We start from the raw sequence: 24,525 nt of genomic DNA, 5'->3' as shown, positions 1-24,525 counted from the left end.
GTGCGCACGGTGTTCCGGCGGCGTGCGGTGTGCGGCTACGGCCTGCGGGCCGAGGTGACCCGGTAGACGTCGTAGACGCCCTCGACGCCCCGGACGGCCTTCAGGACGTGTCCCAGGTGCTTCGGGTCGCCCATCTCGAAGGTGAACCGGGAGGTGGCCACCCGGTCGCGGGAGGTCTGCACGGCCGCCGAGAGGATGTTGACGTGCTGGTCGGACAGGACGCGCGTGACGTCCGACAGCAGCCGGGACCGGTCCAGTGCCTCGACCTGGATGGCGACCAGGAAGACGGAGGACTGGGTGGGGGCCCATTCGACCTCGAGCATCCGCTCGGGCTCCTGGGAGAGGGAGTCCACGTTGACGCAGTCCGCGCGGTGGACCGATACACCGCTGCCGCGCGTGACGAACCCGACGATCGGGTCGCCCGGCACCGGGGTGCAGCAGCGGGCCAGCTTGACCCACACGTCTTCGACGCCCTTGACGACCACGCCCGGGTCGGCGTTGCCGCGTCGCGAGCTGCGGCCGCGGGCCGGCGGGATGGTGTCCTCGATGTCCTCGTTGGCCGCGTCCTCGCCGCCGAGGGCCTGGACCAGCTTCTGGACGACGTTCTGCGCGGTGACGTGGCCCTCGCCGATCGCCGCGTAGAGCGAGGAGATGTCGGGGTAGCGCATCTCGTGCGCGAGCGTGACGAGCGAGTCGCCGGTCAGGATGCGCTGGATCGGCAGGTTCTGCTTGCGCATGGCCCGCGCGATGGCGTCCTTGCCGTGCTCGATGGCCTCGTCGCGGCGCTCCTTGGAGAACCAGCCGCGGATCTTGTTCCGGGCTCTCGGGGACTTGACGAAGCCGAGCCAGTCGCGGGACGGTCCGGCGCCTTCGGCCTTGGAGGTGAAGACCTCGACCAGGTCGCCGTTGTCGAGGGTCGATTCGAGCGGGACGAGCCGCCCGTTGACCCGTGCCCCTATGGTCCGGTGGCCGACCTCGGTGTGGACGGCGTACGCGAAGTCCACGGGGGTGGCTCCGGCCGGCAGCGCTATGACGTCGCCCTTGGGCGTGAAGACGAAGACCTCGTTGCGCGAGAGGTCGAAGCGCAGCGAGTCGAGGAACTCGCTCGGGTCCTCGGTCTCCTTCTGCCAGTCGAGCAGCTGGCGCAGCCAGGCCATGTCGTTGACCGTGTCGTGGCCGGCGCTGCCCTTGGCGGCCTGCGGCACGTCGGTGCGCACCTTCGAGGTGCCGGCGACGGTCTGCTGCTTGTACTTCCAGTGCGCGGCGATGCCGTACTCGGCGCGGCGGTGCATGTCGAAGGTGCGGATCTGGAGCTCGACCGGCTTGCCGCTGGGTCCGATGACCGTCGTGTGGAGCGACTGGTACATGTTGAACTTGGGCATCGCGATGTAGTCCTTGAACCGGCCGGGGACCGGATTCCATCGCGCGTGCACGGTGCCGAGGGCGGCGTAGCAGTCCCGGACGGTGTCGACGAGCACCCGGATGCCGACCAGGTCGTAGATCTCGGCGAAGTCGCGGCCGCGCACGATCATCTTCTGGTAGACGCTGTAGTAGTGCTTGGGGCGCCCGGTGACGGTGGCCTTGATGCGGGCGGCCCGCAGGTCGGCCATCACCTCGTCGGTGACGACGGTGAGGTACTCGTCGCGCTTCGGCGCCCGCTCGGCCACCAGGCGCACGATCTCGTCGTACATCTTGGGGTAGAGGATCGCGAAGGCGAGGTCCTCCAGCTCCCACTTGATGGTGTTCATGCCCAGGCGGTGCGCCAGCGGGGCGTAGATCTCGAGGGTCTCGCGGGCCTTCTTCTCCTGCTTCTCCCGCTTGAGGTAGCGCATGGTGCGCATGTTGTGCAGGCGGTCGGCGAGCTTGATGACCAGGACCCGGGGGTCCTTGGCCATGGCGACGACCATCTTGCGGACCGTCTCGGCCTGGGCCGCCTCGCCGAACTTGACCCGGTCGAGCTTGGTGACGCCGTCGACGAGCAGGGTGACCGCGTCGCCGAAGTCGCGCCGCAGGTCCTCCAGCCCGTACTCGGTGTCCTCGACGGTGTCGTGCAGCAGCCCCGCCATCAGGGTGGCCGGGTCCATGCCCAGCTCGGCGAGGATCGTCGTCACCGCGAGCGGGTGGGTGATGTACGGGTCGCCGCTCTTGCGCTTCTGGCCGCGGTGCCAGCGCTCGGCGACCTGGTAGGCCTGCTCGATCTGGCGCAGCGTCGACGTCTCGATCTTCGGGTCGTTGCTGCGGACTATGCGGAGCAGCGGTTCGAGGACCGGGTTGTACGGGTTGGTGCGCTGGACGCCGAGGCGGGCCAGCCGAGCGCGTACCCGGTTGGAGGACCCGGCCGACTTCGCGGGCGCGGGCTTGACCGGCGGGGCCGGCGGGGCCGACGGGGGCGTGGCGGCGGGCGCCGCGGCCGGCTCGGCCTGCGGGTCGGGCTGCGCGGCGGAGATTGGCTGGACCTCGTCTGGCAAGAGCGCTCCTCTGGGAGTCCCCCCGGACGGAGTCCGGGGGAGGATCCGGTGGCCCCGGTCAGGTCCGGACAACCCATGGTAGCGAGGGTTGCGGCACGCCGTTCCCCGAGCCTGCGCGACGGGTGCGGGTCCGCTCCCGGCGGCTCCGCCCCGGCCCCGGCAACGGCGCCGCACGCAGAAGCGGCGGGCACCCGGGTGTCCCGGGTGCCCGCCGCTTCACGCGAACGGGGTCAGACCACGATCAGTGCGTCCAGCGGGGCATCGCCCAACAGGGGCGCCAGCCGCTCGCGCCCCGGCAGGAACGACAGCTCCATCAGGACCGCCACGCCCGCGACCTCCGCACCCGCCCGCCGGATCAGCTCCAGCGAGGCCCCCGCGGTACCGCCGGTGGCCAGCACGTCGTCGATGACCATGACCCGGTCCCCGGCGTCCAGCGCCTCCGCGTGGATCTCGATCTCCGCCGACCCGTACTCCAGGTCGTAGGACTGCAGGAGCGTCGCCCCCGGCAGCTTCCCGGCCTTGCGCACCGGCACGAAGCCGATGCCCGCCTGGACGGCCACCGGAGCCGCCAGGATGAACCCCCGCGCCTCCAGTCCGACGATCTTCGTCGCTCCGTACGCCCGCGCCAGCTCCACCAGCGCGTCCGTCAGGGCGCCGAACGCCTTCGGGTCGGCCAGCAGCGGGGTGATGTCCTTGAACATCACGCCCGGCTTCGGGTAGTCCGCCACGTCCGTGATCCGGCTGAGCAGCAGGTCGCGTACGTCGGGAGACAGCTCCACGGTCACCGGCGCCGTCCCGAACGGCCCTGGGCCACCACCTGCGGCCCGTCCTCGTTCTCGACGCCGTCCTCGGGCGCCCCGCCCTTGGCGTCGCCGGCCGCCCGCTTCGCGAGCACCCGCTTCTTCAGCGCCTTCATCGCCGGCTCGCGCTCCTTCAGGTCCACGACCAGCGGGGTCGCGATGAAGATCGACGAGTAGGCGCCGGCCGCGAGGCCGACGAACAGCGACAGCGAGATGTCGTTCAGCATGCCGGCGCCCAGGAAGCCGCCGCCGATGAAGAGCAGCGCGCCGACGGGGAGCAGCGCCACGACGGTGGTGTTGATCGAGCGGACCAGCGTGCCGTTGATGCTGCGGTTGGCGACCTCGCTGTACGTCCAGCGGGTCTGCTTGGTGATGTCCTTCGAGCCCTCCTTGAGACCGTCGAAGACGACGACGGTGTCGTAGAGGGAGTAACCGAGGATGGTCAGCAGGCCGATGACCGTACCCGGGGTGACCTCGAAGCCGACCAGCGCGTAGACGCCGACCGTGATCGTGAGGTCGTGGATCAGCGCGATCAGGGCCGCGATCGCCATCCGCCACTCGAAGGCGATGGCCAGGTAGATCACCACGAGGACCATGAAGACGCCGAGGCCGGTCCAGGCCTTGTTGGCGATCTGCTCGCCCCAGCTGGGGCCGACCAGGTCCGCGTTGATCTGGCCCGCGTCGACCTTGAAGTCGGCGGCGAGCTTCGTCTTCACCTCGGCGGCGGAGTCGGTGTCCAGATCGGAGATCTGGATGCGCAGGCCGCCGGTGCCGAGCTTCTGGACGATCGCGTCGTGGCCGGAGGCCTTCTCCGCGTCCTCGCGGGCCCGGGTCTCCGAGACGGAGGTCTTCGGGGTGGTGAAGACGGCACCGCCCTTGAACTCGATGCCCATGTTGAGGCCGGACACGGCCACGGCCACGATCGCCGTGATGGTGATCAGGATGGAAACGCCGTACCAGACGAAGCGCTTGCCGACGAAGTCGTAGCCGACCTCACCCCGGTACAGCTTGGCGCCGAGATCTCCGAGCTTCGACATCTCTCACGCCTCCTTTGCGTCGACGGGAACGGAGGCGGTCGCGGCGGCCGCGTCGGAGCCGGTACGACGCGAGCGTCGCAGCGGCGGCTTCGCGCCCAGTCGCTTCGGGTCCAGCCCGGACCACGGGTGACCGCTGGAGAAGAACTGCGTACGGGCCAGCAGCGTCATGACGGGCTTGGTGAAGAGGAACACCACGACCACGTCGAGCAGGGTGGTCAGACCCAGGGTGAAGGCGAAGCCCTGCACCTTGCCGACGGTGACGATGAACAGCACCGCGGCGGCCAGGAACGACACGAAGTCGGAGACCAGGATGGTGCGCCGGGCACGCGGCCAGGCACGCTCGACGGCCGGACGCAGGGTGCGGCCCTCGCGGATCTCGTCGCGGATGCGTTCGAAGTACACGATGAACGAGTCCGCGGTGATGCCGATCGCGACGATCGCACCGCAGACGGCCGGCAGGTTCAGCGCGAAGCCGATGCCCTTTCCGAGCAGCGCCATGATCGTGTAGGTCAGGACGCCGGAGACCATGAGGCTGATGATGGCGACGAACGCCAGGCCCCGGTAGTACGCCAGCAGGTAGATCACGACGAGGGCGAGGCCGATGGCGCCGGCGATGAGGCCGGCCTTCAGCTGCTCGCCGCCGAGCGCGGCGGTGACGGTGGTGACGCTGTCCTCCTGGAAGGACAGCGGCAGGGCGCCGTACGAGAGCATGTTGCCCAGGTCCATCGCGGACTGCTGGGTGAAGCCGCCGGAGATCTCGGCGTTGCCGCCGGTCAGCGCCTGGCTGACGGACGGGTCGGAGATGACCTCGCCGTCGAGCACGATCGCGAACTGGTTCTGCGGGGACTGCTTGGCCGCCAGCTCACCGGTGATCTTGGCGAACTTGTCGGCGCCCTTGTCCGTGAACTGCATCGTGACGATCCACATGCCGCGCTGCGGGTCGATGACGCCCTTGGCGTCCTTCACGTCCTGGCCGTTGACCTGCGCCGGGCCGAGTACCCACTTGCCCCAGGCGTCGCCGCGCTTGCCACAGGCGAGCGTCGGGTCCTCGGGCTTGACGTTCTTGCTGACGGCGGCGCGCTGCGCCTCGTTGCTGCAGTCCAGCGCGGCGAACTTCGCCTGCAGGTCGGCGGCGGCCGCCTCGTCGGCGGTCGGCGCGGACGGCGACGTGGACGGGGTGGCCTTGTCGTCTGCCTTCTTCGACTCGCTCGCCGAGGGCGAGGGAGAGGGGGCGTTCGGGGCCTTGAGGGCCTCACTGAGCGCACGGCCCTGGGAAGTGGCGCTGGACGACGGGGTGGGCGCACCGGCCGACGGAGACCCGGAGCCGCTGGCGGAGGGGCTCGGAGAACCGCTCGCGTTCGCCTCGGGAACGATCGGGGCGCCGTCCGCCACCGCGAGCACCGGGCGGAAGAAGAGCTGGGCGGTGGTACCGACCTGCTCGCGCGCCTGCTGCTCGTTCGTCCCCTTGGGGATGTTCACGATGATGTGGTCTTTGCCCTGCGTCTGGACCTCGGCTTCAGAGACGCCGAGACCGTTGACGCGGCGCTCGATGATGCCGACCGCCGTGTTCATGTTGGTCTCGTTGACGGCGCTCTCTTTGCCGGGCTCGCTCTTGGCCTTGAGCGTGATGCTCGTACCGCCGGCGAGGTCGATGCCGAGGCGCGGCGTCGTCTGCTTCGTGAGGAACATCCCCGCGGTGAGCGCCACCATCGCGATCAGGATGATGGCCAGGGAACGCCCCGGCCTCCCCTGAGCCCCCGTGGGCCGCCGGCCCTTCTTCGGTGCTGCCACCTTGTCGTATCTCCCTGTCCAACCGTCCTGCGCCGGGTCAGCGCGCGGACGGCCACGAAATGTGTGTGGGGACCCCTGCCCCCCGCAGAAGTGTCACAGGCGGGGACCGCGCGGCCGCCGGTCAGGCGCCCTTCGCGGCCCCCGGCCGGGCGCTACTTCGCGCCGGCCTCGCCGTCGGCCTTGCCGTCCTTGGGCTCGTCGCCCTCGGGCGCCTTCGCCTCGTCGGCCTTGGGCTCGTCCTTCTTGCCCAGGTCGAGCTTGGGAGCCTCGTCGTCGGTGAGGGAGGACGCGTCGTCCGGGACGACCGGCGCGTCGATCGTCAGATCATCGGTGATGCCGTGGACGATGCGGTTGTACTCCTCGTCCTCCAGGACAGCGCCGATGGCGTTCTTCGCGTAGATCGCGTGGACGCCGGGAGCCACCTCGAGCGTGACGGTGTCGTCACCGATCTCCTTCACCGTGGCGTACATGCCGCCGATGGTGCGGACACCGGTGCCGGGCGTCAGCTGGTCGCGCATCTTCACGGCCTGCTGCTGCTTCTTCTTCTGGCTGCGGGTCAGCAGGAACATCGCCCCGATGATCAGCAAGAACGGGAGGAGAGAGTAGATATTCGTCACGGGACGCAGGTCCTTCGCATCGACCGCACGAGAAGGCGGCCTTTTCTACGGGGGGTGGGTACGCCGACCGTAAGGGTCGGCATCGGCGGAGTCTAGGCGAGTCCGCACCGATGGAACAACGCCCAGCATGTCACCGCAGTTCCTGGTGGGGCCATCCTCCTCGCCGTCAGGCCCTGAACAGGCCCTGTTGTCCGCTTGATCCGCTCCCGCTCTGCTGCGGCGGGACAAGTCCCAGGTGGGCCCATGCGGCCGGGGTCGCGACCCGCCCCCGCGGGGTCCTGGCCAAAAGCCCCTCCCGTACGAGGAACGGCTCGGCCACCTCTTCCACCGTCTCGCGCTCCTCGCCGACGGCCACGGCGAGCGTCGACAGGCCGACGGGTCCGCCGCCGAAGAGCTTGAGGAGCGCCTCCAGGACGGCCCGGTCGAGGCGGTCGAGCCCGCGCTCGTCCACCTCGTAGACCTTCAGGGCGGTACCGGCGACCTCGCGGTTGATCACGCCGTCGGCCCTGACCTGGGCGTAGTCACGGACGCGGCGCAGCAGCCGGTTGGCGATGCGCGGGGTGCCGCGGGAGCGCCCGGCGATCTCGGCGGCGCCGGCGGTGTCGATCTCCACGTCCAGGAGGCGCGCGGAGCGGTGGATGACGCGCTCCAGCTCCTCGGGGGCGTAGAACTCCATGTGGCCGGTGAAGCCGAAGCGGTCGCGCAGCGGCGGGGGCAGCAGACCGGCCCGGGTGGTGGCGCCGACCAGGGTGAACGGGGGCAGCTCCAGCGGAATGGCGGTCGCGCCGGGCCCCTTGCCCACGATCACGTCGACCCGGAAGTCCTCCATGGCCATGTACAGCATCTCCTCGGCGGGCCGGGACATGCGGTGGATCTCGTCGAGGAAGAGGACCTCGCCCTCCTGGAGGGAGGAGAGGATCGCGGCCAGGTCGCCGGCGTGCTGGATGGCGGGGCCGGAGGTGATCCGGATGGGCGCGCCCATCTCGGCGGCGATGATCATGGACAGGGTGGTCTTGCCCAGCCCCGGGGCGCCGGACAGCAGCACGTGGTCGGCGGTGGCACCGCGCTGGCGGGCCGCCTTGAGGACCAGGTCCAGTTGCTGGCGGACCTTCTCCTGGCCGACGAACTCGCCGAGGTCCTTGGGCCGCAGCGCGGCCTCGACGGCGGTGTCCTCGCCGTCCGCCGCCGCCGCGACGATCCGGTCGTCGCTCTCGTCATCCCAGTTCACGGTGTCAGTCTGCTTTCTCGGTCGTGCGGTGGTCTGTGCGCGGGCCGTCACACCGGATGCGCTGCGCGCACGTGCGCGCCGCCGTCGGCCAAAATCCAGCCCCGCCGGCGAAAATCAAGCCCCGCCGACGCTTGAGGCGATCTTGCAGCCCCGCCGACGCTTGAGGCGATCCTTCAGCCCCGCCGGCGCTTGAGGCGATCTTGCAGCCCCGCCGGCGTTTGAGGCGATCCTTCAGCCCCGCCGGCGCTTGAGGCGCCGCTGCCGGGGGCCGGCCCCCGGCAGCGGCGCCGCACCGGCGTCACCGGGCCCGGTTCAGGGACTGCAAGGCGGCGCGCAGCAGCTGCGGAACCGGGGCCGACCCGCCGGCGGCAATCGCCGCCTCCGCCTGCGGCGTCACCGCCGAAACGGCCTCCTCCGCGTCCCGGGAGGCGTACCCCAGCCCGATCAGCGCCGCGGACAACTGCTCGGACCACGCCGCCGGACCAACCGCCGCCGCGCGCTGCGCGCCGACCATCCCGCTCGACCCCAGCGGCGCGCCCAGCTTGTCCTTCAGGTCCAGCAGCAGCTTCTGCGCGCCCTTCTTCCCGATGCCGGAGACGGCCATCAGCGCCTTCTCGTCCCCCACCGAGACGGCGACGCGCAGCGCGTCCGGGCTGTGCGCGGCGAGCATCGCCTGCGCGAGCTTCGGGCCGACCCCGCTCGCCGTCTGGAGGAGCTCGAAGACCTGGCGCTCGTCGTCGTCGGCGAAGCCGTACAGCGTGAGCGAGTCCTCGCGCACGACCAGGGAGGTCGCCAGCCGGGCCGTCTCCCCCGCGCGCAGGCCGGCGATGGTGCCGGGCGTGCAGTGGACGGCCATGCCCACTCCCCCGACCTCGATCACGGCCAGGGTGGGGGCGAGCGCGGCGACGGGGCCGCTGACGAAGGCGATCATGAGGTGCGGCCTTTCAGGGCGGTGGCATGCTGGGCGACCGCCTGCTGGAGGCGGTTCTGGGCGGGGGCCCGCCAGATGTGACAGATGGCGAGGGCCAGCGCGTCCGCCGCGTCGGCGGGCTTGGGCGGGGCGGACAGCCGAAGCAGCCGGGTCACCATGGCTCCGACCTGCGCCTTGTCCGCGCGGCCGCTGCCGGTGACGGCGGCCTTGACCTCGCTCGGCGTGTGCAGGGCGACCGGCAGTCCGCGCCGGGCGGCGCACAGCATCGCCACGGCGCTGGCCTGGGCCGTGCCCATCACCGTGCTGACGTTGTGCTGGCTGAACACCCGCTCCACTGCGACGACTTCGGGCCGGTACTCGTCCAGCCACTCCTCGATGCCCTGCTCGATGGCGACGAGGCGCAGGCCCAACTCCGCGTCCGCGGGAGTCCGTACGACCCCGACACCCAGCATCATCAGGGGGCGGCCGGCCACCCCCTCGACCACGCCGACACCGCACCGGGTCAGCCCCGGGTCAACGCCGAGTACGCGCACCCCGCCCCCTTCCCCCTGTGCGGCGAGGCCGCCGCCGCTCTCGCGGAGGTGGCGCCTCGCCGTCGTGGCTGCTCGATCGATGGTTGCGGTCGCCAGACTAATGGCTGCCTCTGACAACGCAGCGGGCCGACGGGGTGTGTCCCCCGTCGGCCCGCTGCTCCACGCTGTGAGCGGTCTGCGCCGGTCAGGCGTCGACCTTCTCCATGACCTCGTCCGAGACGTCGAAGTTGGCGAAGACGTTCTGCACGTCGTCGCTGTCCTCGAGCGCGTCGATCAGCTTGAAGATCTTGCGCGCGCCCTCCTCGTCGAGCTCGACCTGCATGGTCGGCAGGAAGTTGGAGTCGGCCGAGTCGTAGTCGATGCCCGCCTCCTGGAGCGCGGTGCGGACCCCGACCATGTCGGTGGCCTCGCTGATGATCTCGAAGCTGTCGCCGAGGTCGTTGACCTCTTCGGCACCCGCCTCGAGCACCGTCTCCAGGACGTCGTCCTCGGAGAGCTCGCCCTTGGGCAGGAGCACGACGCCCTTGCGGTTGAACAGGTACGAGACCGAGCCCGGGTCGGCCATCGAGCCGCCGTTGCGGGTCATGGCGACACGCACGTCGGACGCGGCACGGTTGCGGTTGTCGGTGAGGCACTCGATGAGCACCGCGACGCCGTTCGGTCCGTAGCCTTCGTACATGATCGTCTCGTAGTCGGCGCCGCCGGCCTCGAGGCCGCCGCCGCGCTTGACCGCGGAGTCGATGTTCTTGTTCGGGACCGAGCTCTTCTTCGCCTTCTGGATGGCGTCGAAGAGGGTCGGGTTGCCGTCGATGTCGGCACCGCCCATGCGGGCCGCGACTTCGATGTTCTTGATCAGCTTCGCGAAGAGCTTGCCGCGCTTGGCGTCAACCACGGCCTTCTTGTGCTTCGTCGTAGCCCATTTAGAGTGGCCGGACATCTGCCTGTCTCCTTCGCGTCACCAACAGTGTTCGCCTCAGATCCTACCGGGACACCATTACAGCCCCGCGCGCACCATGTCGACGAAGTACGCGTGGACCCGGTCGTCACCCGTCAGCTCGGGGTGGAACGAGGTGGCGAGCACATTGCCCTGCCGCACGGCGACCGTGTGGCCGTCGTACGTGGCAAGCACCTCGGCGGTGGCGCCGACGGACTCGACCCAGGGGGCGCGGATGAAGACGCCCTCCACCGGGCCGCCCTCGATGCCGGCGAAGTCGACCTGCGCCTCGAAGGACTCGTTCTGCCGACCGAAGGCGTTGCGGCGCACGATCATGTCGATGCCGCCCAGGGTCTCCTGGTCCTCACGGCCGTCCAGGAGCTTGTCGGCGAGCATGATCATGCCGGCGCAGGTGCCGTAGACCGGCATCCCGGCCCGCACGCGCTCGCGCAGCGGCTCCAGCATGCCGAACAGCACGGCGAGCTTCGACATGGTCGTGGACTCGCCGCCGGGGATCACCAGGGCGTCGACCTCGGCGAGCTCCTCGGGGCGCCGGACCGGCCTGGCCACGGCGTCAGCCGAGGCCAGGGCGATCAGGTGCTCCCGTACGTCGCCCTGGAGTGCCAGGACACCAATCACGGGGGTGGTCATGGTGATGACTACCAGCCGCGGTTGGCGTAGCGCTCGGACTCGGGGAGGGTGTCGCAGTTGATGCCGACCATGGCCTCGCCCAGGTTGCGGGAGGCGTCCGCGATGATCTTCGGGTCGTCGTAGAAGGTGGTGGCCTTCACGATGGCGGCGGCGCGCTTGGCCGGGTCGCCCGACTTGAAGATGCCGGAGCCGACGAAGACGCCCTCGGCACCGAGCTGGCGCATCAGCGCGGCGTCGGCCGGGGTGGCGACGCCACCGGCGGAGAACAGCACGACCGGGAGCTTGCCGAGCTCGGCGACTTCCTTGACCAGCTCGTACGGCGCGCGCAGCTCCTTGGCGGCGGCGAACAGCTCGTTGTTGTCGTAGCCGCGCAGGCGGGCGATCTCGTTCTTGATCTGACGCAGGTGGCGGACGGCCTCGACCACGTTGCCGGTGCCGGCCTCGCCCTTCGAGCGGATCATGGCCGCGCCCTCGGCGATGCGGCGCAGGGCCTCGCCCAGGTTGGTGGCGCCACAGACGAAGGGGGTGGTGTACGCCCACTTGTCGGAGTGGTTGACCTCGTCGGCCGGGGTCAGGACCTCGGACTCGTCGATGTAGTCGACGCCGAGGGACTGCAGCACCTGGGCCTCGACGAAGTGGCCGATGCGGGACTTGGCCATGACCGGGATGGAGACGGCCTCGATGATCTCTTCGATCATGTTCGGGTCGGACATCCGGGCGACGCCGCCGTCCTTGCGGATGTCGGCCGGAACCCGCTCCAGGGCCATGACGGCCACGGCGCCGGCGTCCTCGGCGATCTTCGCCTGCTCGGCGTTGACCACGTCCATGATCACGCCGCCCTTGAGCTGCTCGGCCATGCCGCGCTTGACGCGCGAGGTGCCGATCGCCGACTCAGCGGACTGCGGGGTGGAGGGAAGCGTGCTCACGGATTGACCTCACTCGAAAGGAAAATTCAGGCGGTACTGGTGACCTGGTGGTACTTGACCGAGGAAACCCTGTCGACCAGTCCACTGCAAGGGCCAATGTGCAGCCGGTGGCTCCTCGCGATTTGGCCATTGGGTACAAGTTAAGGCCGTTCCGCCAGATCCGCCGGAGGCTCGTCGTCCATCTCGAAGGCCAACGGGAAGGGCGCGTGGCCCGCCAGCCGGAACCAGCGGACCTTGCGGTGGCGGCGCAGCGCGCGGGCCGCGCGCACGGCGTCGTTGAGGAACCGCCGCGCCATGGGCACCCGGCGGACCGCCGCCGCGAGCTCCTCCGTGGCCTCCGCCCCACCCGGGGCGGCCTTGAGCGCGTCCACCTGCCCGGCGTCGGCGAACACCGCGCGCAGCGCCTGGCTGAGCTCGCTCTCGGCGACCTCGCGGTGCTCCTCCTCGGCCTGCCGGGCGGCGTGCGCGGCCTCGTAGAGCACGAGGGCGGAGGCCGGGTCGAGCACCCCGGAGGTGGCGACCTCCAGCACCACGGAGGCCCGCCGCACGAGCTGCGCGTCGAGCCCGGCCCGCGCGGCGTCCATCCGCGAATGCAGCCGGTCGAGCCGCCCGGCGGTCCAACTGAGGTAGACCCCGACGAGGCCGAGCACGAGGGCAATCCAGACAAGGGTTTCGATCACGGGCGGCGACTCTACCTTTCGCCGCGGTGGGGCTATGCGTCGCGGGAGAGGCCCAGGCGGGTGCGGAGGGAGACGCGTTCGTCCGTGGCCACCGCCGCCGCGCCGTCCGTCACCGTTTCGTAGACCGCCAGGATGTCCGCCGCGACCGTCGACCAGTCGAAGCGGCGCACGTGCGCCGCGCCGCGGGCGCTCAGTTCCGCGCGGCGCCCGGGGTCCCGCAGGAGGGCGATCGCCGAGCGCGCCAGGGACGCGGGGTCCTCGTTCGTGAACAGCTCCCCCGCCGCGCCCTGGTCCAGGACCTGGGCGAAGGCGTCCAGGTCGGCCGCGAGGACCGCCGCCCCGGCGGACAGCGCCTCGACCAGGATGATGCCGAAGCTCTCGCCGCCGGTGTTCGGTGCCACGTACACGTCGACGCTGCGCAGCAGCCGCGCCTTGTCCTCGTCCGAGACCATGCCGAGGAACTCGACGCGGGAGCGGAGGTCCGCCGGGAGGGAGGCGACCGCCTCCTCCTCGTCGCCGCGGCCCGCCACGAGGAGGCGTACGTCCGGGCACTCCTCCACGATGCGGGGGAAGGCTGCCATCAGGACCGGCAGGCCCTTGCGCGGCTCGTCGATCCGGCCGATGAAGCCGAGGGTCTGGCCGGACCAGTCCGGATTCGGGTCGGCCTTGGCGAAGAAGTCGACGTCCACGCCGTTGGGGATGACCACCGCGTCCCCGCCGAGGTGCTCCACCAGCGTGCGCCGCGCGTACTCGCTCACCGCGATCCGCGCGCTGATCTTCTCCAGCGCCGGCTGGAGGATCGGGTACGCGGCCAGCATCGCCCGGGAGCGCGGGTTGGAGGTGTGGAAGGTGGCCACGATCGGCCCCTGCGCCGCCCAGCAGGTCAGCAGGCCCAGCGACGGGGCGGTCGGCTCGTGGATGTGGACCACGTCGAAGACCCCGTCGTGCAGCCAGCGCCGCACCCGGGCCGCCGACAGGAAGCCGAAGTTCAGCCGGGCGACCGACCCGTTGTACGGCACCGGCACCGCCCGCCCCGCCGAGACCACGTAGGGGGGCAGCGGGATCTCGTCGTCCGCCGGGGCCAGCACGGACACCTGGTGGCCGAGGCCGATCAGGTGTTCCGCCAGGTCCCGGATGTGGAACTGGACGCCGCCCGGCACGTCCCACGAGTAGGGGCACACGATGCCGATCTTCACGCGGAGCGCTCCTCCAGGTCCTCGAGCCACAATCGCTGGAGCATGTGCCAGTCCTCCGGGTGTTCGGCGATCCCCTGCGCGAAGGCGTCGGCGAGCGCCTGTGTCATGGCGGCCGTCTTCTCCTGCCGGGTGCCGGTGGCGGGCACCTCCACCGGGGAGTGGATCCGGCCGTACATCTGCGGCGACTCCCCGTAGTACAGGGTGGCGGGCAGCAGGACCGCGCCCGTCTGCTGCGCCAGCAGCGCCGGCCCGGCCGGCATGCGCGTCGCCGAACCGAAGAAGTCCACCTCCACGCCGGACGCCGACAGGTCGCGGTCGGCGACCAGGCAGACCAGGCCGCCCGAGCGCAGCCGGCGCGCGAGCGTGCCGAACGCGGCGCCGCCGTTGTGCGGGAGCACCTCCATGCCCAGGCTCTCGCGGTAGGCGACGAAGCGGTCGTAGAGGGTCTCCGGTTTGAGCCGCTCGGCGACGGTGGTGAACGGGACGCCGATGTGGGTGACGGCCCAGGCGCCCGCGAGGTCCCAGTTGGCCAGGTGCGGCAGGGCGACCACGACTCCGCGCCCGGTGGCCAGCGCCTCGCGCAGGATGTGGTCGTCCTTCATGTCCACGTCGGAGCTGAACCGCTCCTTGGCCATCGTCGGCAGCCGGAAGGACTCCATCCAGTACCGCATGTACGAGCGCATGCCCGCGTGCGACAGCTCGCGCAGCCGCTCCGGGCCCGCGTCCGGCACCACCCTGGCGAGATTCGACTCCAGCCGCAGCACGCTCTTGCCGCGCCGCTTCCAGACGTAGTCCGCGATCCGCCGGCCGAGGGCGGTCGCGGCCGGTTCGGGCAGCTTCTTGACCCCGGCCCAGCCGAGCCCGTACAGCCCGTCGACCAGCTTGTCCTGTGCCTTGCCCATCAGGCCGTTCCGCTTTCCGAAGGGGTTTCCGAAGGGGTTTCCGAAGCGGTGGCGGCCGCGGCCGCCGCGTCGGCTTCCGCCGACTCGCGCCGTACGGTCACCACGCGCTGGATCAGTGTCACGAGCGAGCCCGCCGCGACCACCCACAGCGCGATCGGCAGGAGCAGCCCGAGCCACGAGGGCGCCCCGAAGGTCGCCAGGCCGGACAGGCCTGCCGCGACCAGCGTGATCACGAGGCGTTCGGCGCGCTCGATGAGCCCGTTCACGGCGACCGGCAGCCCGATCGACTCGCCGCGGGCCTTGGTGTAGGACACCACCTGGCCGCTGGCCAGGCAGAAGATCGCGACGGCGCACAGGGCGTTGTTGTTCCCGGAGCCCGCGTACCAGAGCGCGAGCCCGCCGAAGATCGCCGCGTCCGCCACCCGGTCGAGGGTGGAGTCGAGGAAGGCGCCCCACCGGCTGGAGACGCCGGCCTGGCGGGCCATGTTCCCGTCCACCAGGTCGGAGAAGACGAAGAGCGTGATGGTGATCGTGCCCCAGAAGAACTCGCCCATGGGGAAGAAGACCAGCGCTCCCGCCACCACTCCGGCCGTGCCGATGAGGGTGACCGCGTCGGGACTCACTCCCAGCCGGAGCAGAAGAGCGGCGAATGGCGTGAGAACACGCGTGAAGAATGCACGCGCGTACTTGTTCAGCATGGCCTTCCCGGAGGGTCGCTGGGCCGCACGGCCACTGCGGCCACCGGCTGGCCCATCGTAGCCAGCACCTCGCCCCGTCAACGCCACGCACCCACCGGTTCACACCACGTAAGCCGTTCTTCGGCCATCGGCGCCCCCTCGCCGCCTCCCGGACAGCGGCTCCCGTACGACGTATGGACGCAGTGTGACGGCAGTGCAAAGCTCGAAGGGCCCCATTTCCCCTCCAACCGGGAGGCACGAACACCATGGGAGCCACATCACACCAAGCCGGGGCCGCCGGCAGGGCACTGACGGCCGACCGCCCCGCCTCCGTACGGAACGTCGTGCTGGTCGGCCACAGCGGATCCGGCAAGACCACCCTGGTCGAGGCCCTGGCCCTGACCGCCGGCGCCGTCAACCGGGCCGGGCGCGTCGAGGACGGCGCCACGGTCTCCGACTACGACGAGATCGAGCACCGCCGCCAGCGCTCGATCCAGCTCTCCCTGGTCCCCGTCGAGTGGGCCGGAATCAAGATCAACATTTTGGACACCCCCGGATACGCCGACTTCGTCGGAGAGCTCCGGGCCGGGCTGCGCGCCGCCGACGCCGCCCTCTTCGTCGTCTCGGCCGCCGAGGACGGCGACGGGCTGTCCGGCGCCACCCGCATGGTCTGGGACGAATGCGCCGCCGTCGGCATGCCCCGCGCCATCGTCGTCACCCACCTGGAAGCCGCCCGCGCCGACTACACGCAGATGACCGCCGTCTGCGGCGACGCCTTCGGCGCCGACGACCCCGATGCCGTCCGCCCCCTCTACCCTACAGCTACACTGTGTAAAGCGTCGACTGGATCAGATTGGTATAAGCGACACCCGGTACTCTGTACCCGCCAGGTGGGTTGCCCGAGCGGCCTAAGGGAACGGTCTTGAAAACCGTCGTGGCGCGAGTCACCGTGGGTTCAAATCCCACACCCACCGCAGCAGGCGGGGCCGAGGCCCGGCTCGGAAGGGGTGCCACCGATCAGGTGGCACCCCTTCTGCGTGCGGTCGTCCGCTGGAGTCAGCCGAACCAGACGACGAGGCGGACGCCCTCGTCTCCGTGCAGGCCCGCCAGGGTGCGCATGACCGCCCAGACGGCGCCCCAGTCGCTGTCTGGCACGGCGTCCTTGCGCCGGAGGCGGGCTACGCGGAAGAGGCGGTCGTCGTCGGGCCACTCGGTGCCCTCCGGGTAGGTGCGGCCCGCGCGGTAGAGGGCTTGCGGGTCGGTGATGCCGGCGAGCACGGCGAAGCGGGCGAGGTCGCTGTTCCTGCCGTACAGCTCCCAGCCGCCGTCGGGGCCGCGGTGGTACTCGTGGACGCAATCGTCGACCTCGTTCGCGACCTCGTCCCAGTCCACGGCCGCGAGCTCGGCCCAGGTGATCCAGGACGCGCCCCTCGAATCCGAGCCCCACGACTCGACGGCGGCGCGGCTTTCCGCGGACGCGTCCGGAGGGAGGCCCCGGCAGTCGGCGAGCGGGCGGAAGGAGGTGGTGTCGCGCACACCGAACAGGGATCCGAAGGCGACGTAGGAGCGGCCGTTGTAGAGGTCCGAGATGTCGGCGGCCTTGTTCCAGCTGCGGTCGTCCTCGTCCAGCCAGCGGTCCCATCGGCACTCGATGAACCCGTAGATGTCAGTTCCCATGCCCGGAATTGTTCGCCACCGGATGCAGGCCCGCGAGGAGTTTTCCGGCTCGGAAGGGTGGTACGAGACCTGATCGCGGCCGTGCGGGCGGCGATGCCCGGGTTCTCGGAAGCATCGGGTCCGGGCCGACCGGGCAGGTCACGGAGACGCCTGGAGCGGAACGGGGCGGGCAGTAGTCCTTGAGCGTGATCGATTTCCCGGCCTTCTGGATGGCGCATCTCGTGCTCGTATCACGCGAAGCCCGTCCGGTGGTCTCCGCTGGCGGCAGCGAGTTCCCGTGCGAGGACGTACGCGCCGAGCAGGGCCAGGCTCGTGCCCTGTCCCGACGCGGATGAGGCGCAGTACGCGGAGTCGCCGACCAGGGCGGTGCGGCCCTTCGACCAGTGCCCGGGTGTTGGAGTGCAGGCCGTCGGCGCCGACGACCAGGTCGAAGACGCGGTGCGTGCCGCTGTCGAAACACCACCTCGACGCCGCCGGCTCCGTCGAGTGCGGGCTTGTGAGTGGATGTCAACATCCAGCCAGGGGTGGGGAGATGGGGTTCGTTTTCGGTCGGGCGCGACGGGCTCGCGGGAGTGATCTCTAGGGTGCAAATCGGGAGATTAGTCCCTTTGGGTGGTGTTTGTCGGAAGATCGGCGCGGGGCATGGAGTCGCTCCGGTTGCGCTCGCATCATGACGAATGTATTCAGATCCGCCCGTCGGAACATCGCGAAATGAGGGAACCGTCATGGCTCACCGCAGCACCATCACGTCGATCTGGACCACCGTCCTCGCAGCGCTCGTGGCCCTCTTCGCGGCCCTCGGCCTCGGTGGCAAGGCCGCTCCCGTCGCCGCCTCCTCCGCCTCGTCCTCCACCGCCCCCACCACCGCCGCCACCGCGACCCGGCCGGCCCTCATGGCCCGGCGGACCTGGCGGGCCATGATGCGCGGCGGCTCGCTCCCGCCCACCATCAAGCAGCGCATCCGCGCCGAGGCGCACGGCAAGACCCCGTCCGTCCGCCGCTCGACCACCGCCGCCGCCCTCGCCGCCGCGACTGCCCCCTCCGCTTCCCCTTCCGTCTCCGGTGTGGCCGAGAGTGACCGCGCCGCCGCGATCGCCGCCGCCGTCCGGGTCGGAGCAGCCCGCCGGGAGATGGCGCTCGCCGCGTAGGGAAACGGAAGCGTACGGCTCAGCACGGCGCATCACAGCGCATCGCAGCTCATCACAGCGCGGCACCGGACCGTACGGCGCAGCGCGGCAGTGGACAGCACGGCATCACATGACGCAGCACCGCACGACGTGACGCAGCACCGCGTCACATGACGCAGTACCGCATGACATGACATGCATGACGCAGTACGCACGAGCGAGACAGCAGGCGCTGGAGCCCGGTCGGTCGGTGTGAGCAGGCCGCGACCGTGGATCGCGCCGCGTGGGTGCCCCGGAGCGGGGCACAGAGGAATGGCCCCGGCGGGCGCCGGGGGCGTGCAGGGGGCGTGAAGCTTGGTGGGGCAGGGCCGCAGGCCCGGGAGACCTTGGGGTTCCCGGACGCAGCGGCCCCTTTCGGCATGTCCGGGGTGTGCCCGGGACGGGGCGGTTTGGCGGAACGCTTCGCCCCTTGAGCGGCGGCGGTTTCACGGGTTCCCGGGGCGCTGACCGGGGGCGTCGGGGGCGCGAATGAGGTTTATCCGATGTTGGTCATGCTTGCGGGGGAATCAGGGTCTCCGGGGTGGTTCGCCGGGGATTCGGTGGGCAACTCTGGTTTCGCGACGTCGTCACCACACGGAATGACCGAGGCGGTCGGCCAACTGCCTTGGAGTGAAACCCCACTTCGCTTTTCTGGAGGATAAAGACATGGCAAGCATCCGTACCGCCCGCGTCATCGCCGCCGTCGCCGCTCTCCCCCTCGCCGTCGCACTCTTCGGTGGCGTGGCCTCGGCCGACAACGGCTCCTTCGCGAACGACGGATCGAACGCGAGCGTCGCCAGCATCATCGGCAGCGGCGTCGGCGGCAGCAACCACGGCAACTCCTCCACCTCGCAGCAGGTCGCCACCGGTTCCGGTGCGTCCAACCAGAACAACACCGCGCAGGTCAACGGATCGGCCTTCACCGCGATCGAACAGCACAACTCCAATGTCGCGGTGAACTTCTACCCCTGGTGGTGACCGCGGCCTGAGCCGCACCGACTGTTGAGGGCGCCTGTGCGACCGGACCGGCTGGGGTCCGGTAGCGCAGGCGCCCTCGGGCGTTTCCCGGCACCTCGTCACCACACCCCGTCACCGCGTCCCGGCACCCCGTCACCGCGTCCCGGCACCCCGTCACCGCGTCCCGACCCTCGTCACAGTGCCCCGGCCTTGACATCGACCCAGAATCTGACGGACAGTCAGGTCCACTCGATGATGTGATGCCGGGAGGCCAGCGCCGTGCACCTCGCCCCGACCGAAGGCCAGTTGCGGCTCCGCGCCGAACTGCGGGAGTACTTCGGAAACCTGCTGCCGGACGGGTTGCCCGAAGACCCGGCCGCTCAACGCGCACTACTGCGCCGGATCGGCGCCGACGGACTCCTCGGCCTCGGCTGGCCCGTCGAGTACGGAGGCCAGGGCCGCGGCCCCGACGAGCAGTTCGTGTTCTTCGACGAGGCCTACCGGGCCGGTGCCCCCGTCTCCATGGTCACGCTCAACACCGTCGGCCCGACCCTGATGAAGTACGGGACGCAGGAGCAGAAGGACTACTTCCTGCCCCGGATCCTCAAGGGCGAACTCGTCTTCGCCATCGGCTACTCGGAGCCGGAAGCGGGCACCGACCTCGCCTCGCTGCGGACCAGGGCCGTGCGGGAGGAGAGCGGGGACTGGCTGATCGACGGGCAGAAGATCTTCACCTCCAACGCCCAGAACGCCGACTGGATCTGGCTCGCCTGCCGCACCGCCCCCGACGCCCCCAAACACAAGGGCATCTCCATCATCCTGGTGCCCACCGACGACCCCGGTTTCGCCTGGACCCCGATCGAGACGGTCGGCGGGCTGACCACGACCGCCACGTACTACGACTCCGTCCGCGTGCCCGCCGGCAACCTCGTCGGTCCCGAGCACGGCGGCTGGGGCCTGATCACCAACCAGCTCAACCACGAGCGCGTCGCCCTCGCCGCCATCGGGATGCAGGCCGAGGACTTCTACGAGGCCGCGCTCGACCACGCCCGCACCCCCGACCCGGCCACCGGGCAGCGCCCGGCCGACCGTCCCTGGGTGCAGTCCAGGCTCGCCGAGGCGCACGCCCGCCTCGCCGCCGTGCGCCTCCTCAACTGGCGCCTCGTCCAGGACGTCGGCGCCGGCACCCTGGCCCCGGGAGACGCGAGCGGCGTGAAGTTCCTGGGCACCGAGTCCACCGTCGAGGTGTACCGGATCTGCCAGGAGGTGGTGGGGGAGGAGGCGCTCGTACGGGGACCGGGGCACGGGTCCTTCGCCGGCGGCGAGCTGGAGCGGATGAACCGGGCCGCCCAGATCAACACCTTCGGCGGCGGCGTCAGCGAGGTCCAGAGGGAGATCGTCGCGATGATGCGGCTCGGCATGAAGGGAAGGAAGCGATGACCGCCACGGGGGAGCGCCGGGAGGACCGGGCGGCCGAGGTCGCGCAGGCCGAGGTTGCGCAGGCCGAGGTCGCGCAGGCCGAGGTCGCGCAGGCCGAGGTTGCCAAGGCTGCCGAGGCCACCGAGGCCGTCCGGTTCCACGCGCTGCTCAAAGCCTTCGAAGGGCAGCCCGCCGCCACCGCCGGACAGGGCAAGGACGCGGTCAACGAGCCGATGATCCGCCACTGGTGCGAGGCGATGGGCGACACCAACCCCGCCTACACCGGAGCGGACGCCATCGCCCCGCCCACCATGCTCCAGGCCTGGACGATGGGCGGACTCTCCGGACACGGCGAGCGCTCCTCGGGCTACGACGAGCTCCTCGCGCTCCTCGACGGGGCGGGCTGCACCTCCGTGGTCGCCACGGACTGCGAGCAGGAGTACCTGCGCCCGCTGCGCCCCGGCGACGCGATCACCTTCGACGCCGTCATCGAGTCGGTGTCGCCGCGCAAGACGACCAAGCTGGGCACCGGGCACTTCGTGACCACCCGCATGGACGTCCGGGCGAACGGCGAACCCGCCGGCACCCACCGCTTCCGGATCCTCAAGTACGTCCCGGCGGCGAGGAGAACGGCGCAGCCGGCCCAGCAGCCGACCCGGCAGTCAGCCCAGCAGTCAGCCCCCGCGGCCCAGCCCGCGAAGAAGGCCCCCCAGCGCCCCCGCCCCGTCGTCAACCGCGACAACCAGGGCTTCTGGGACGGGGTGCGCGAGCACAAGCTCCTGATCCAGCGCTGCACCGCCTGCGCGACGCTCCGCTTCCCCTGGCTCCCCGGCTGCAACGCCTGCGCGAGCCCGGAGTGGGACACCGTCGAGGCCTCCGGCGCCGGCACGGTGTTCAGCTACGTCGTCATGCACCATCCCCCCTTCCCGGCCTTCGACCCGCCGTACGCCGTCGCGCTCGTCGAGCTCGCCGAGGGCGTCCGGATGGTCAGCAACATCACCGGCGTCCCGTACGACAAGGTCCGCATCGGGCTGCCCGTCCAACTGGAGTTCCTGCGCGTGGACGAGGAACTGGAACTGCCCGTCTTCCGGGGGAGCGAGGCCTGATGGACTTCCACCCCACCGAGGAGCAGGCCGCCGCGGCCGGGCTCGCCGCCCAGATCTTCGGCGACCTCGCCACCCACGACCGCCTGGCCGCCGCCGGCACCGGCAGTGACGCCGAGCTGTGGAAGGCCCTCACCACCGCCGGACTGACCGCCGCCGTCGAGGACGTCGGCCTGCTCGGACTGGTGCTCCTCCTGGAGGAGCAGGGCCGCACCACCGCGCAGGTCCCGTACGCCGTCACGTGCGTGTACGGGATCCTCGCGCTGGCCCGGCACGGCAGCGCCGAGCAGCGCTCCCGGCTGCTGCCCGCACTCGGCTCCGGCGAGGCGATCGCGACCGGGGCCTTCCCGGACCGCGGCCGGATCACGGCGTCGGCCGACGGCCGCCTCAGCGGAAGCGCCCCCGCCGTGCCCTGGCTGCGCGAGGCCACGCACGTCCTGGTCCCGGACACCGCCGGGGCCCTGTGGCTCGTACGCACGGACGCGCCGGGGGTGCGCACCTCGCCGGTGGAGACCACCGCGCACTGGTCCGCCGGGAGCCTGACCCTGACCGGTGCCGAGGCGGAACGGGTCGGCGCCGGCCCGGGCCCGGAGGCCTACGCGGACGTGCTGGCCGTGGCCCGCACGGCCTTCGCCGGCCTCCAGGCGGGCGTCTGCGCGGGCTCACTGGCCCGCGCGGTGGAGTACACCTGCACCCGCGAGCAGTTCGGCCGGCCGCTCTCCACGAACCAGGGGGTCATGCTGCGCGCCGCCGACGCGTACATGGACACCGAGGCGATCCGGGTCACCGCGTACGAGGCGGCCTGGCGCGTCGACGAGGGGCTCCCGGTGGGTGATCACGCGCTGACGGCGGCCTGGTGGGCCTCGGAGGCGGGCAAGCGGGTCGTCCACGCGGGCCAGCACCTGCACGGCGGGATGGGCGCCGACCTCGACCACCCCGTCCACCGGCACTTCCTGTGGGGGCGCCAGCTCGATGCCTACCTGGGCTGCGGCAGCGAGCTCCTGGCCGAACTGGGCGCATCCCTCGCGGCGTGCGCACCGGCACCGGGCGCACCAGCACCGGGCCCACACCCAGCGAGCACCCCCGCGGCAGCAGGCGCACCAGAAGGAGAGGAGCAGGCATGAACATCGGCGACACACTGCCGCCGCTGGAGATACCGGTCACCCGCACCCTGATCGTCGCGGGCGCGATCGCCTCCCGCGACTACCAGGACGTGCACCACGACGCGGTGCTCGCGCGGGAGAAGGGCTCCCCGGACGTCTTCATGAACATCCTCACGACCAACGGCCTGGTCGGCCGGTACATCACCGACCACCTGGGCCCGGCCGCCGTGTTGCGCAAGGTGGCCATCCGCCTCGGCGCCCCGAACTACCCCGGCGACACCATGACGCTCACCGGGACCGTCACCGCGCTGGACGGCGACACCGCCGAGATCCGCGTCGTCGGCGCCAACGGCATCGGCCACCACGTCACCGGCACGGTCACGGTCACCGTCACCTTGGGCGCCCCGGAGGCCACGGCATGAGCGTCCGCAACCGCGACGGGCTCGGCGGCCGGGCCGCCATCGCCGGCATCGGCGCCACCGAGTTCTCCAAGGACTCCGGCCGCAGCGAGCTCAAGCTGGCCGTCGAAGCCGTGCACACCGCCCTCGACGACGCCGGGCTCACCCCGGCCGACGTCGACGGCATGGTCACCTTCACGATGGACACCAGCCCCGAGATCACCGTCGCCCAGGCGGCCGGCATCGGGGAGCTCTCCTTCTTCTCCCGCATCCACTACGGCGGCGGCGCCGCCTGCGCCACCGTCCAGCAGGCCGCCCTCGCCGTGGCCACCGGGGTCGCGGAGGTCGTCGTCTGCTACCGCGCCTTCAACGAACGCTCCGGCCGCCGCTTCGGCTCCGGCGTCCAGCAGCGCGAGCCCTCGGCGGAGGGCGCCGCGCTCGGCTGGTCGCTGCCCTGGGGGCTGCTCACCCCGGCCTCCTGGGTGGCCATGACCGCCCAGCGCTACCTGCACACCTACAACCTGACCCCCGAGGCCTTCGGCCACGTGGCGGTCACCGACCGGCGGCACGCCGCGAACAATCCGGCCGCCTACTTCCACGGCAAGCCCATCACCCTCGCCGACCACGCGGCCTCGCGCTGGATCGTGGAGCCGCTGCGGCTGCTGGACTGCTGCCAGGAGACGGACGGCGGCCAGGCCATCGTCGTCACCACCGCCGAGCGGGCCCGGGACCTGCGGCAGAAGCCGGCCGTGATCACCGCCGCCGCGCAGGGCGCGGGGCGCCGCCAGGAGGGCATGACCTCCTTCTACCGCGACGGCCTCACCGGGCTCCCCGAGATGGACGTGGTCGCCCGCCAGCTGTGGCGGACCAGCGGACTGCGGCCCTCCGACATCGACGTCGGCATCCTCTACGACCACTTCACGCCGTTCGTGCTGATGCAACTGGAGGAGTTCGGCTTCTGCGCCCCGGGCGAGGCCGCCGACTTCGTGGCCGCGGACGCGCTGCCGCTCAACACCCACGGCGGCCAGCTCGGGGAGGCGTACCTGCACGGCATGAACGGCATCGCCGAGGCGGTACGCCAGCTGCGCGGCACCTCCGTCAACCAGGTCTCCGGGGCCGCGCACGCCCTGGTCACCGCCGGCACCGGGGTCCCGACCTCCGGCTTGATCCTCGCCGCCGACGGCTGACCCGCCCCGCACGGCACGCGAAGCTCCGTGCGACCGTTCGGATCCTGCCGGAAGCCCCGCCTCCTCCACCTTCAGGAGGTGGGGCTGGCCCCACCCCTACAACCTGAGGCGGACCCCTCTTCGGCACTTGCGGCCGATCCCACG

23 protein-coding genes, 1 tRNA gene and 2 pseudogenes are annotated in these 24,525 nt (G+C 71.2%); 9 read left to right on the top strand and 17 right to left on the bottom strand.

From position 1 onward, the window contains the following. Nucleotides 1-35: 35 nt before the first annotated feature. The 15 genes from DRB96_RS03965 to pgsA form a co-directional block, all read right to left on the bottom strand. Nucleotides 36-2,468 (bottom strand): bifunctional (p)ppGpp synthetase/guanosine-3',5'-bis(diphosphate) 3'-pyrophosphohydrolase, encoded by a 2,433-nt coding sequence (locus DRB96_RS03965; RefSeq protein WP_112446786.1) that lies wholly within the window; start codon nt 2,466-2,468, stop codon nt 36-38. 230 nt (nt 2,469-2,698) lie between these two features. After that, complete coding sequence (locus DRB96_RS03960; RefSeq protein ID WP_112453193.1) at nt 2,699-3,247, bottom strand: adenine phosphoribosyltransferase; 549 nt, start codon at nt 3,245-3,247, stop codon at nt 2,699-2,701. A 2-nt stretch (nt 3,248-3,249) separates the two neighbouring features. Then, nucleotides 3,250-4,305 (bottom strand): protein translocase subunit SecF, encoded by a 1,056-nt coding sequence (gene secF, locus DRB96_RS03955; protein WP_112446785.1) that lies wholly within the window; start codon nt 4,303-4,305, stop codon nt 3,250-3,252. A 3-nt stretch (nt 4,306-4,308) separates the two neighbouring features. After that, nucleotides 4,309-6,096 (bottom strand): protein translocase subunit SecD, encoded by a 1,788-nt coding sequence (gene secD / locus DRB96_RS03950; RefSeq protein ID WP_112446784.1) that lies wholly within the window; start codon nt 6,094-6,096, stop codon nt 4,309-4,311. A gap of 152 nt (nt 6,097-6,248) precedes the next feature. Further along, nucleotides 6,249-6,713 carry a preprotein translocase subunit YajC gene (yajC, locus tag DRB96_RS03945; protein WP_275431881.1) on the bottom strand — a complete coding sequence of 155 codons (465 nt, stop codon included), beginning with the start codon at nt 6,711-6,713 and terminating at the stop codon, nt 6,249-6,251. Nucleotides 6,714-6,879: 166 nt separating this feature from the next. Continuing rightward, nucleotides 6,880-7,941 carry a Holliday junction branch migration DNA helicase RuvB gene (gene ruvB, locus DRB96_RS03940; RefSeq protein WP_112446782.1) on the bottom strand — a complete coding sequence of 354 codons (1,062 nt, stop codon included), beginning with the start codon at nt 7,939-7,941 and terminating at the stop codon, nt 6,880-6,882. A 298-nt stretch (nt 7,942-8,239) separates the two neighbouring features. Further along, the gene (gene ruvA, locus DRB96_RS03935; RefSeq protein WP_112446781.1) at nt 8,240-8,872 is read right to left on the bottom strand and encodes a Holliday junction branch migration protein RuvA; all 633 of its coding nucleotides are present in this window, start codon (nt 8,870-8,872) and stop codon (nt 8,240-8,242) included. Beyond that, nucleotides 8,869-9,405 (bottom strand): crossover junction endodeoxyribonuclease RuvC, encoded by a 537-nt coding sequence (ruvC, locus tag DRB96_RS03930; protein WP_112446780.1) that lies wholly within the window; start codon nt 9,403-9,405, stop codon nt 8,869-8,871. Before ruvC ends, ruvA begins: the two co-directional genes overlap by 4 nt. A gap of 184 nt (nt 9,406-9,589) precedes the next feature. Next, a complete protein-coding gene (locus DRB96_RS03925; protein ID WP_112446779.1) occupies nt 9,590-10,342 on the bottom strand; it encodes a YebC/PmpR family DNA-binding transcriptional regulator in 753 nt (250 codons plus the stop codon). A gap of 57 nt (nt 10,343-10,399) precedes the next feature. Further along, the gene (gene pdxT, locus DRB96_RS03920) at nt 10,400-10,990 is read right to left on the bottom strand and encodes a pyridoxal 5'-phosphate synthase glutaminase subunit PdxT (RefSeq protein WP_112446778.1); all 591 of its coding nucleotides are present in this window, start codon (nt 10,988-10,990) and stop codon (nt 10,400-10,402) included. Nucleotides 10,991-10,998: 8 nt separating this feature from the next. Further along, complete coding sequence (pdxS, locus tag DRB96_RS03915; RefSeq protein WP_112446777.1) at nt 10,999-11,916, bottom strand: pyridoxal 5'-phosphate synthase lyase subunit PdxS; 918 nt, start codon at nt 11,914-11,916, stop codon at nt 10,999-11,001. A gap of 140 nt (nt 11,917-12,056) precedes the next feature. Beyond that, nucleotides 12,057-12,596 (bottom strand): hypothetical protein, encoded by a 540-nt coding sequence (locus DRB96_RS03910; RefSeq protein ID WP_112446776.1) that lies wholly within the window; start codon nt 12,594-12,596, stop codon nt 12,057-12,059. 32 nt (nt 12,597-12,628) lie between these two features. Next, the gene (locus DRB96_RS03905) at nt 12,629-13,792 is read right to left on the bottom strand and encodes a glycosyltransferase family 4 protein (RefSeq protein WP_112446775.1); all 1,164 of its coding nucleotides are present in this window, start codon (nt 13,790-13,792) and stop codon (nt 12,629-12,631) included. Continuing rightward, nucleotides 13,789-14,694 (bottom strand): phosphatidylinositol mannoside acyltransferase, encoded by a 906-nt coding sequence (locus DRB96_RS03900; RefSeq protein WP_112446774.1) that lies wholly within the window; start codon nt 14,692-14,694, stop codon nt 13,789-13,791. The genes DRB96_RS03905 and DRB96_RS03900 overlap by 4 nt, the downstream gene beginning before the upstream one ends. Continuing rightward, nucleotides 14,694-15,392, bottom strand: coding sequence for a phosphatidylinositol phosphate synthase (pgsA, locus tag DRB96_RS03895; protein ID WP_112446773.1), 699 nt, complete (start codon nt 15,390-15,392; stop codon nt 14,694-14,696). Before pgsA ends, DRB96_RS03900 begins: the two co-directional genes overlap by 1 nt. A gap of 245 nt (nt 15,393-15,637) precedes the next feature. On the opposite strand from pgsA, the pseudogene DRB96_RS03890 reads away from it, so the two are divergent. Both DRB96_RS03890 and DRB96_RS03885 read left to right on the top strand, forming a co-directional pair. After that, nucleotides 15,638-16,186: pseudogene (locus DRB96_RS03890) on the top strand (GTP-binding protein); the annotation flags it as partial. A 74-nt stretch (nt 16,187-16,260) separates the two neighbouring features. Continuing rightward, a tRNA-Ser gene (locus DRB96_RS03885) sits at nt 16,261-16,345 on the top strand. Nucleotides 16,346-16,427: 82 nt separating this feature from the next. Here DRB96_RS03885 and DRB96_RS03880 read toward each other — a convergent pair. Together DRB96_RS03880 and DRB96_RS43675 are read right to left on the bottom strand one after the other, a co-directional pair. Further along, on the bottom strand, nt 16,428-17,048 hold the full coding sequence (locus DRB96_RS03880) for a hypothetical protein (RefSeq protein WP_112446772.1): 621 nt from the start codon (nt 17,046-17,048) through the stop codon (nt 16,428-16,430). 233 nt (nt 17,049-17,281) lie between these two features. Continuing rightward, a pseudogene (locus DRB96_RS43675) lies at nt 17,282-17,638 on the bottom strand (FAD-dependent monooxygenase); the annotation flags it as partial. A gap of 135 nt (nt 17,639-17,773) precedes the next feature. On the opposite strand from DRB96_RS43675, the gene DRB96_RS42670 reads away from it, so the two are divergent. The 7 genes from DRB96_RS42670 (at nt 17,774) to DRB96_RS03835 (ending at nt 24,381) form a co-directional block, all read left to right on the top strand. Continuing rightward, nucleotides 17,774-18,196 (top strand): DUF6344 domain-containing protein, encoded by a 423-nt coding sequence (locus DRB96_RS42670; protein ID WP_162688407.1) that lies wholly within the window; start codon nt 17,774-17,776, stop codon nt 18,194-18,196. Nucleotides 18,197-18,880: 684 nt separating this feature from the next. After that, entirely contained in the window at nt 18,881-19,192 is a 312-nt protein-coding gene (locus tag DRB96_RS03860; protein WP_112446768.1) for a hypothetical protein, read from the top strand. A 258-nt stretch (nt 19,193-19,450) separates the two neighbouring features. Further along, nucleotides 19,451-20,611 carry an acyl-CoA dehydrogenase family protein gene (locus tag DRB96_RS03855; protein ID WP_112446767.1) on the top strand — a complete coding sequence of 387 codons (1,161 nt, stop codon included), beginning with the start codon at nt 19,451-19,453 and terminating at the stop codon, nt 20,609-20,611. Beyond that, nucleotides 20,608-21,696 carry a bifunctional MaoC family dehydratase N-terminal/OB-fold nucleic acid binding domain-containing protein gene (locus DRB96_RS03850; RefSeq protein ID WP_112446766.1) on the top strand — a complete coding sequence of 363 codons (1,089 nt, stop codon included), beginning with the start codon at nt 20,608-20,610 and terminating at the stop codon, nt 21,694-21,696. Before DRB96_RS03855 ends, DRB96_RS03850 begins: the two co-directional genes overlap by 4 nt. Continuing rightward, entirely contained in the window at nt 21,696-22,817 is a 1,122-nt protein-coding gene (locus DRB96_RS03845) for an acyl-CoA dehydrogenase family protein (protein ID WP_112446765.1), read from the top strand. Before DRB96_RS03850 ends, DRB96_RS03845 begins: the two co-directional genes overlap by 1 nt. Beyond that, the gene (locus tag DRB96_RS03840) at nt 22,814-23,218 is read left to right on the top strand and encodes a MaoC family dehydratase (RefSeq protein WP_112446764.1); all 405 of its coding nucleotides are present in this window, start codon (nt 22,814-22,816) and stop codon (nt 23,216-23,218) included. Before DRB96_RS03845 ends, DRB96_RS03840 begins: the two co-directional genes overlap by 4 nt. After that, nucleotides 23,215-24,381: a lipid-transfer protein gene (locus DRB96_RS03835; RefSeq protein ID WP_112446763.1), complete on the top strand. Its 1,167-nt coding sequence runs from the start codon at nt 23,215-23,217 to the stop codon at nt 24,379-24,381. Before DRB96_RS03840 ends, DRB96_RS03835 begins: the two co-directional genes overlap by 4 nt. Nucleotides 24,382-24,525: the final 144 nt, after the last annotated feature.

It is taken from the genome of Streptomyces sp. ICC1 (assembly GCF_003287935.1).
In the GTDB taxonomy this organism is placed as follows: domain Bacteria; phylum Actinomycetota; class Actinomycetes; order Streptomycetales; family Streptomycetaceae; genus Streptomyces; species Streptomyces tritrimontium.
The sequence above is the reverse complement of the archived record's forward strand: the minus strand, read 5'-3'. Positions and strand labels throughout refer to the sequence as shown.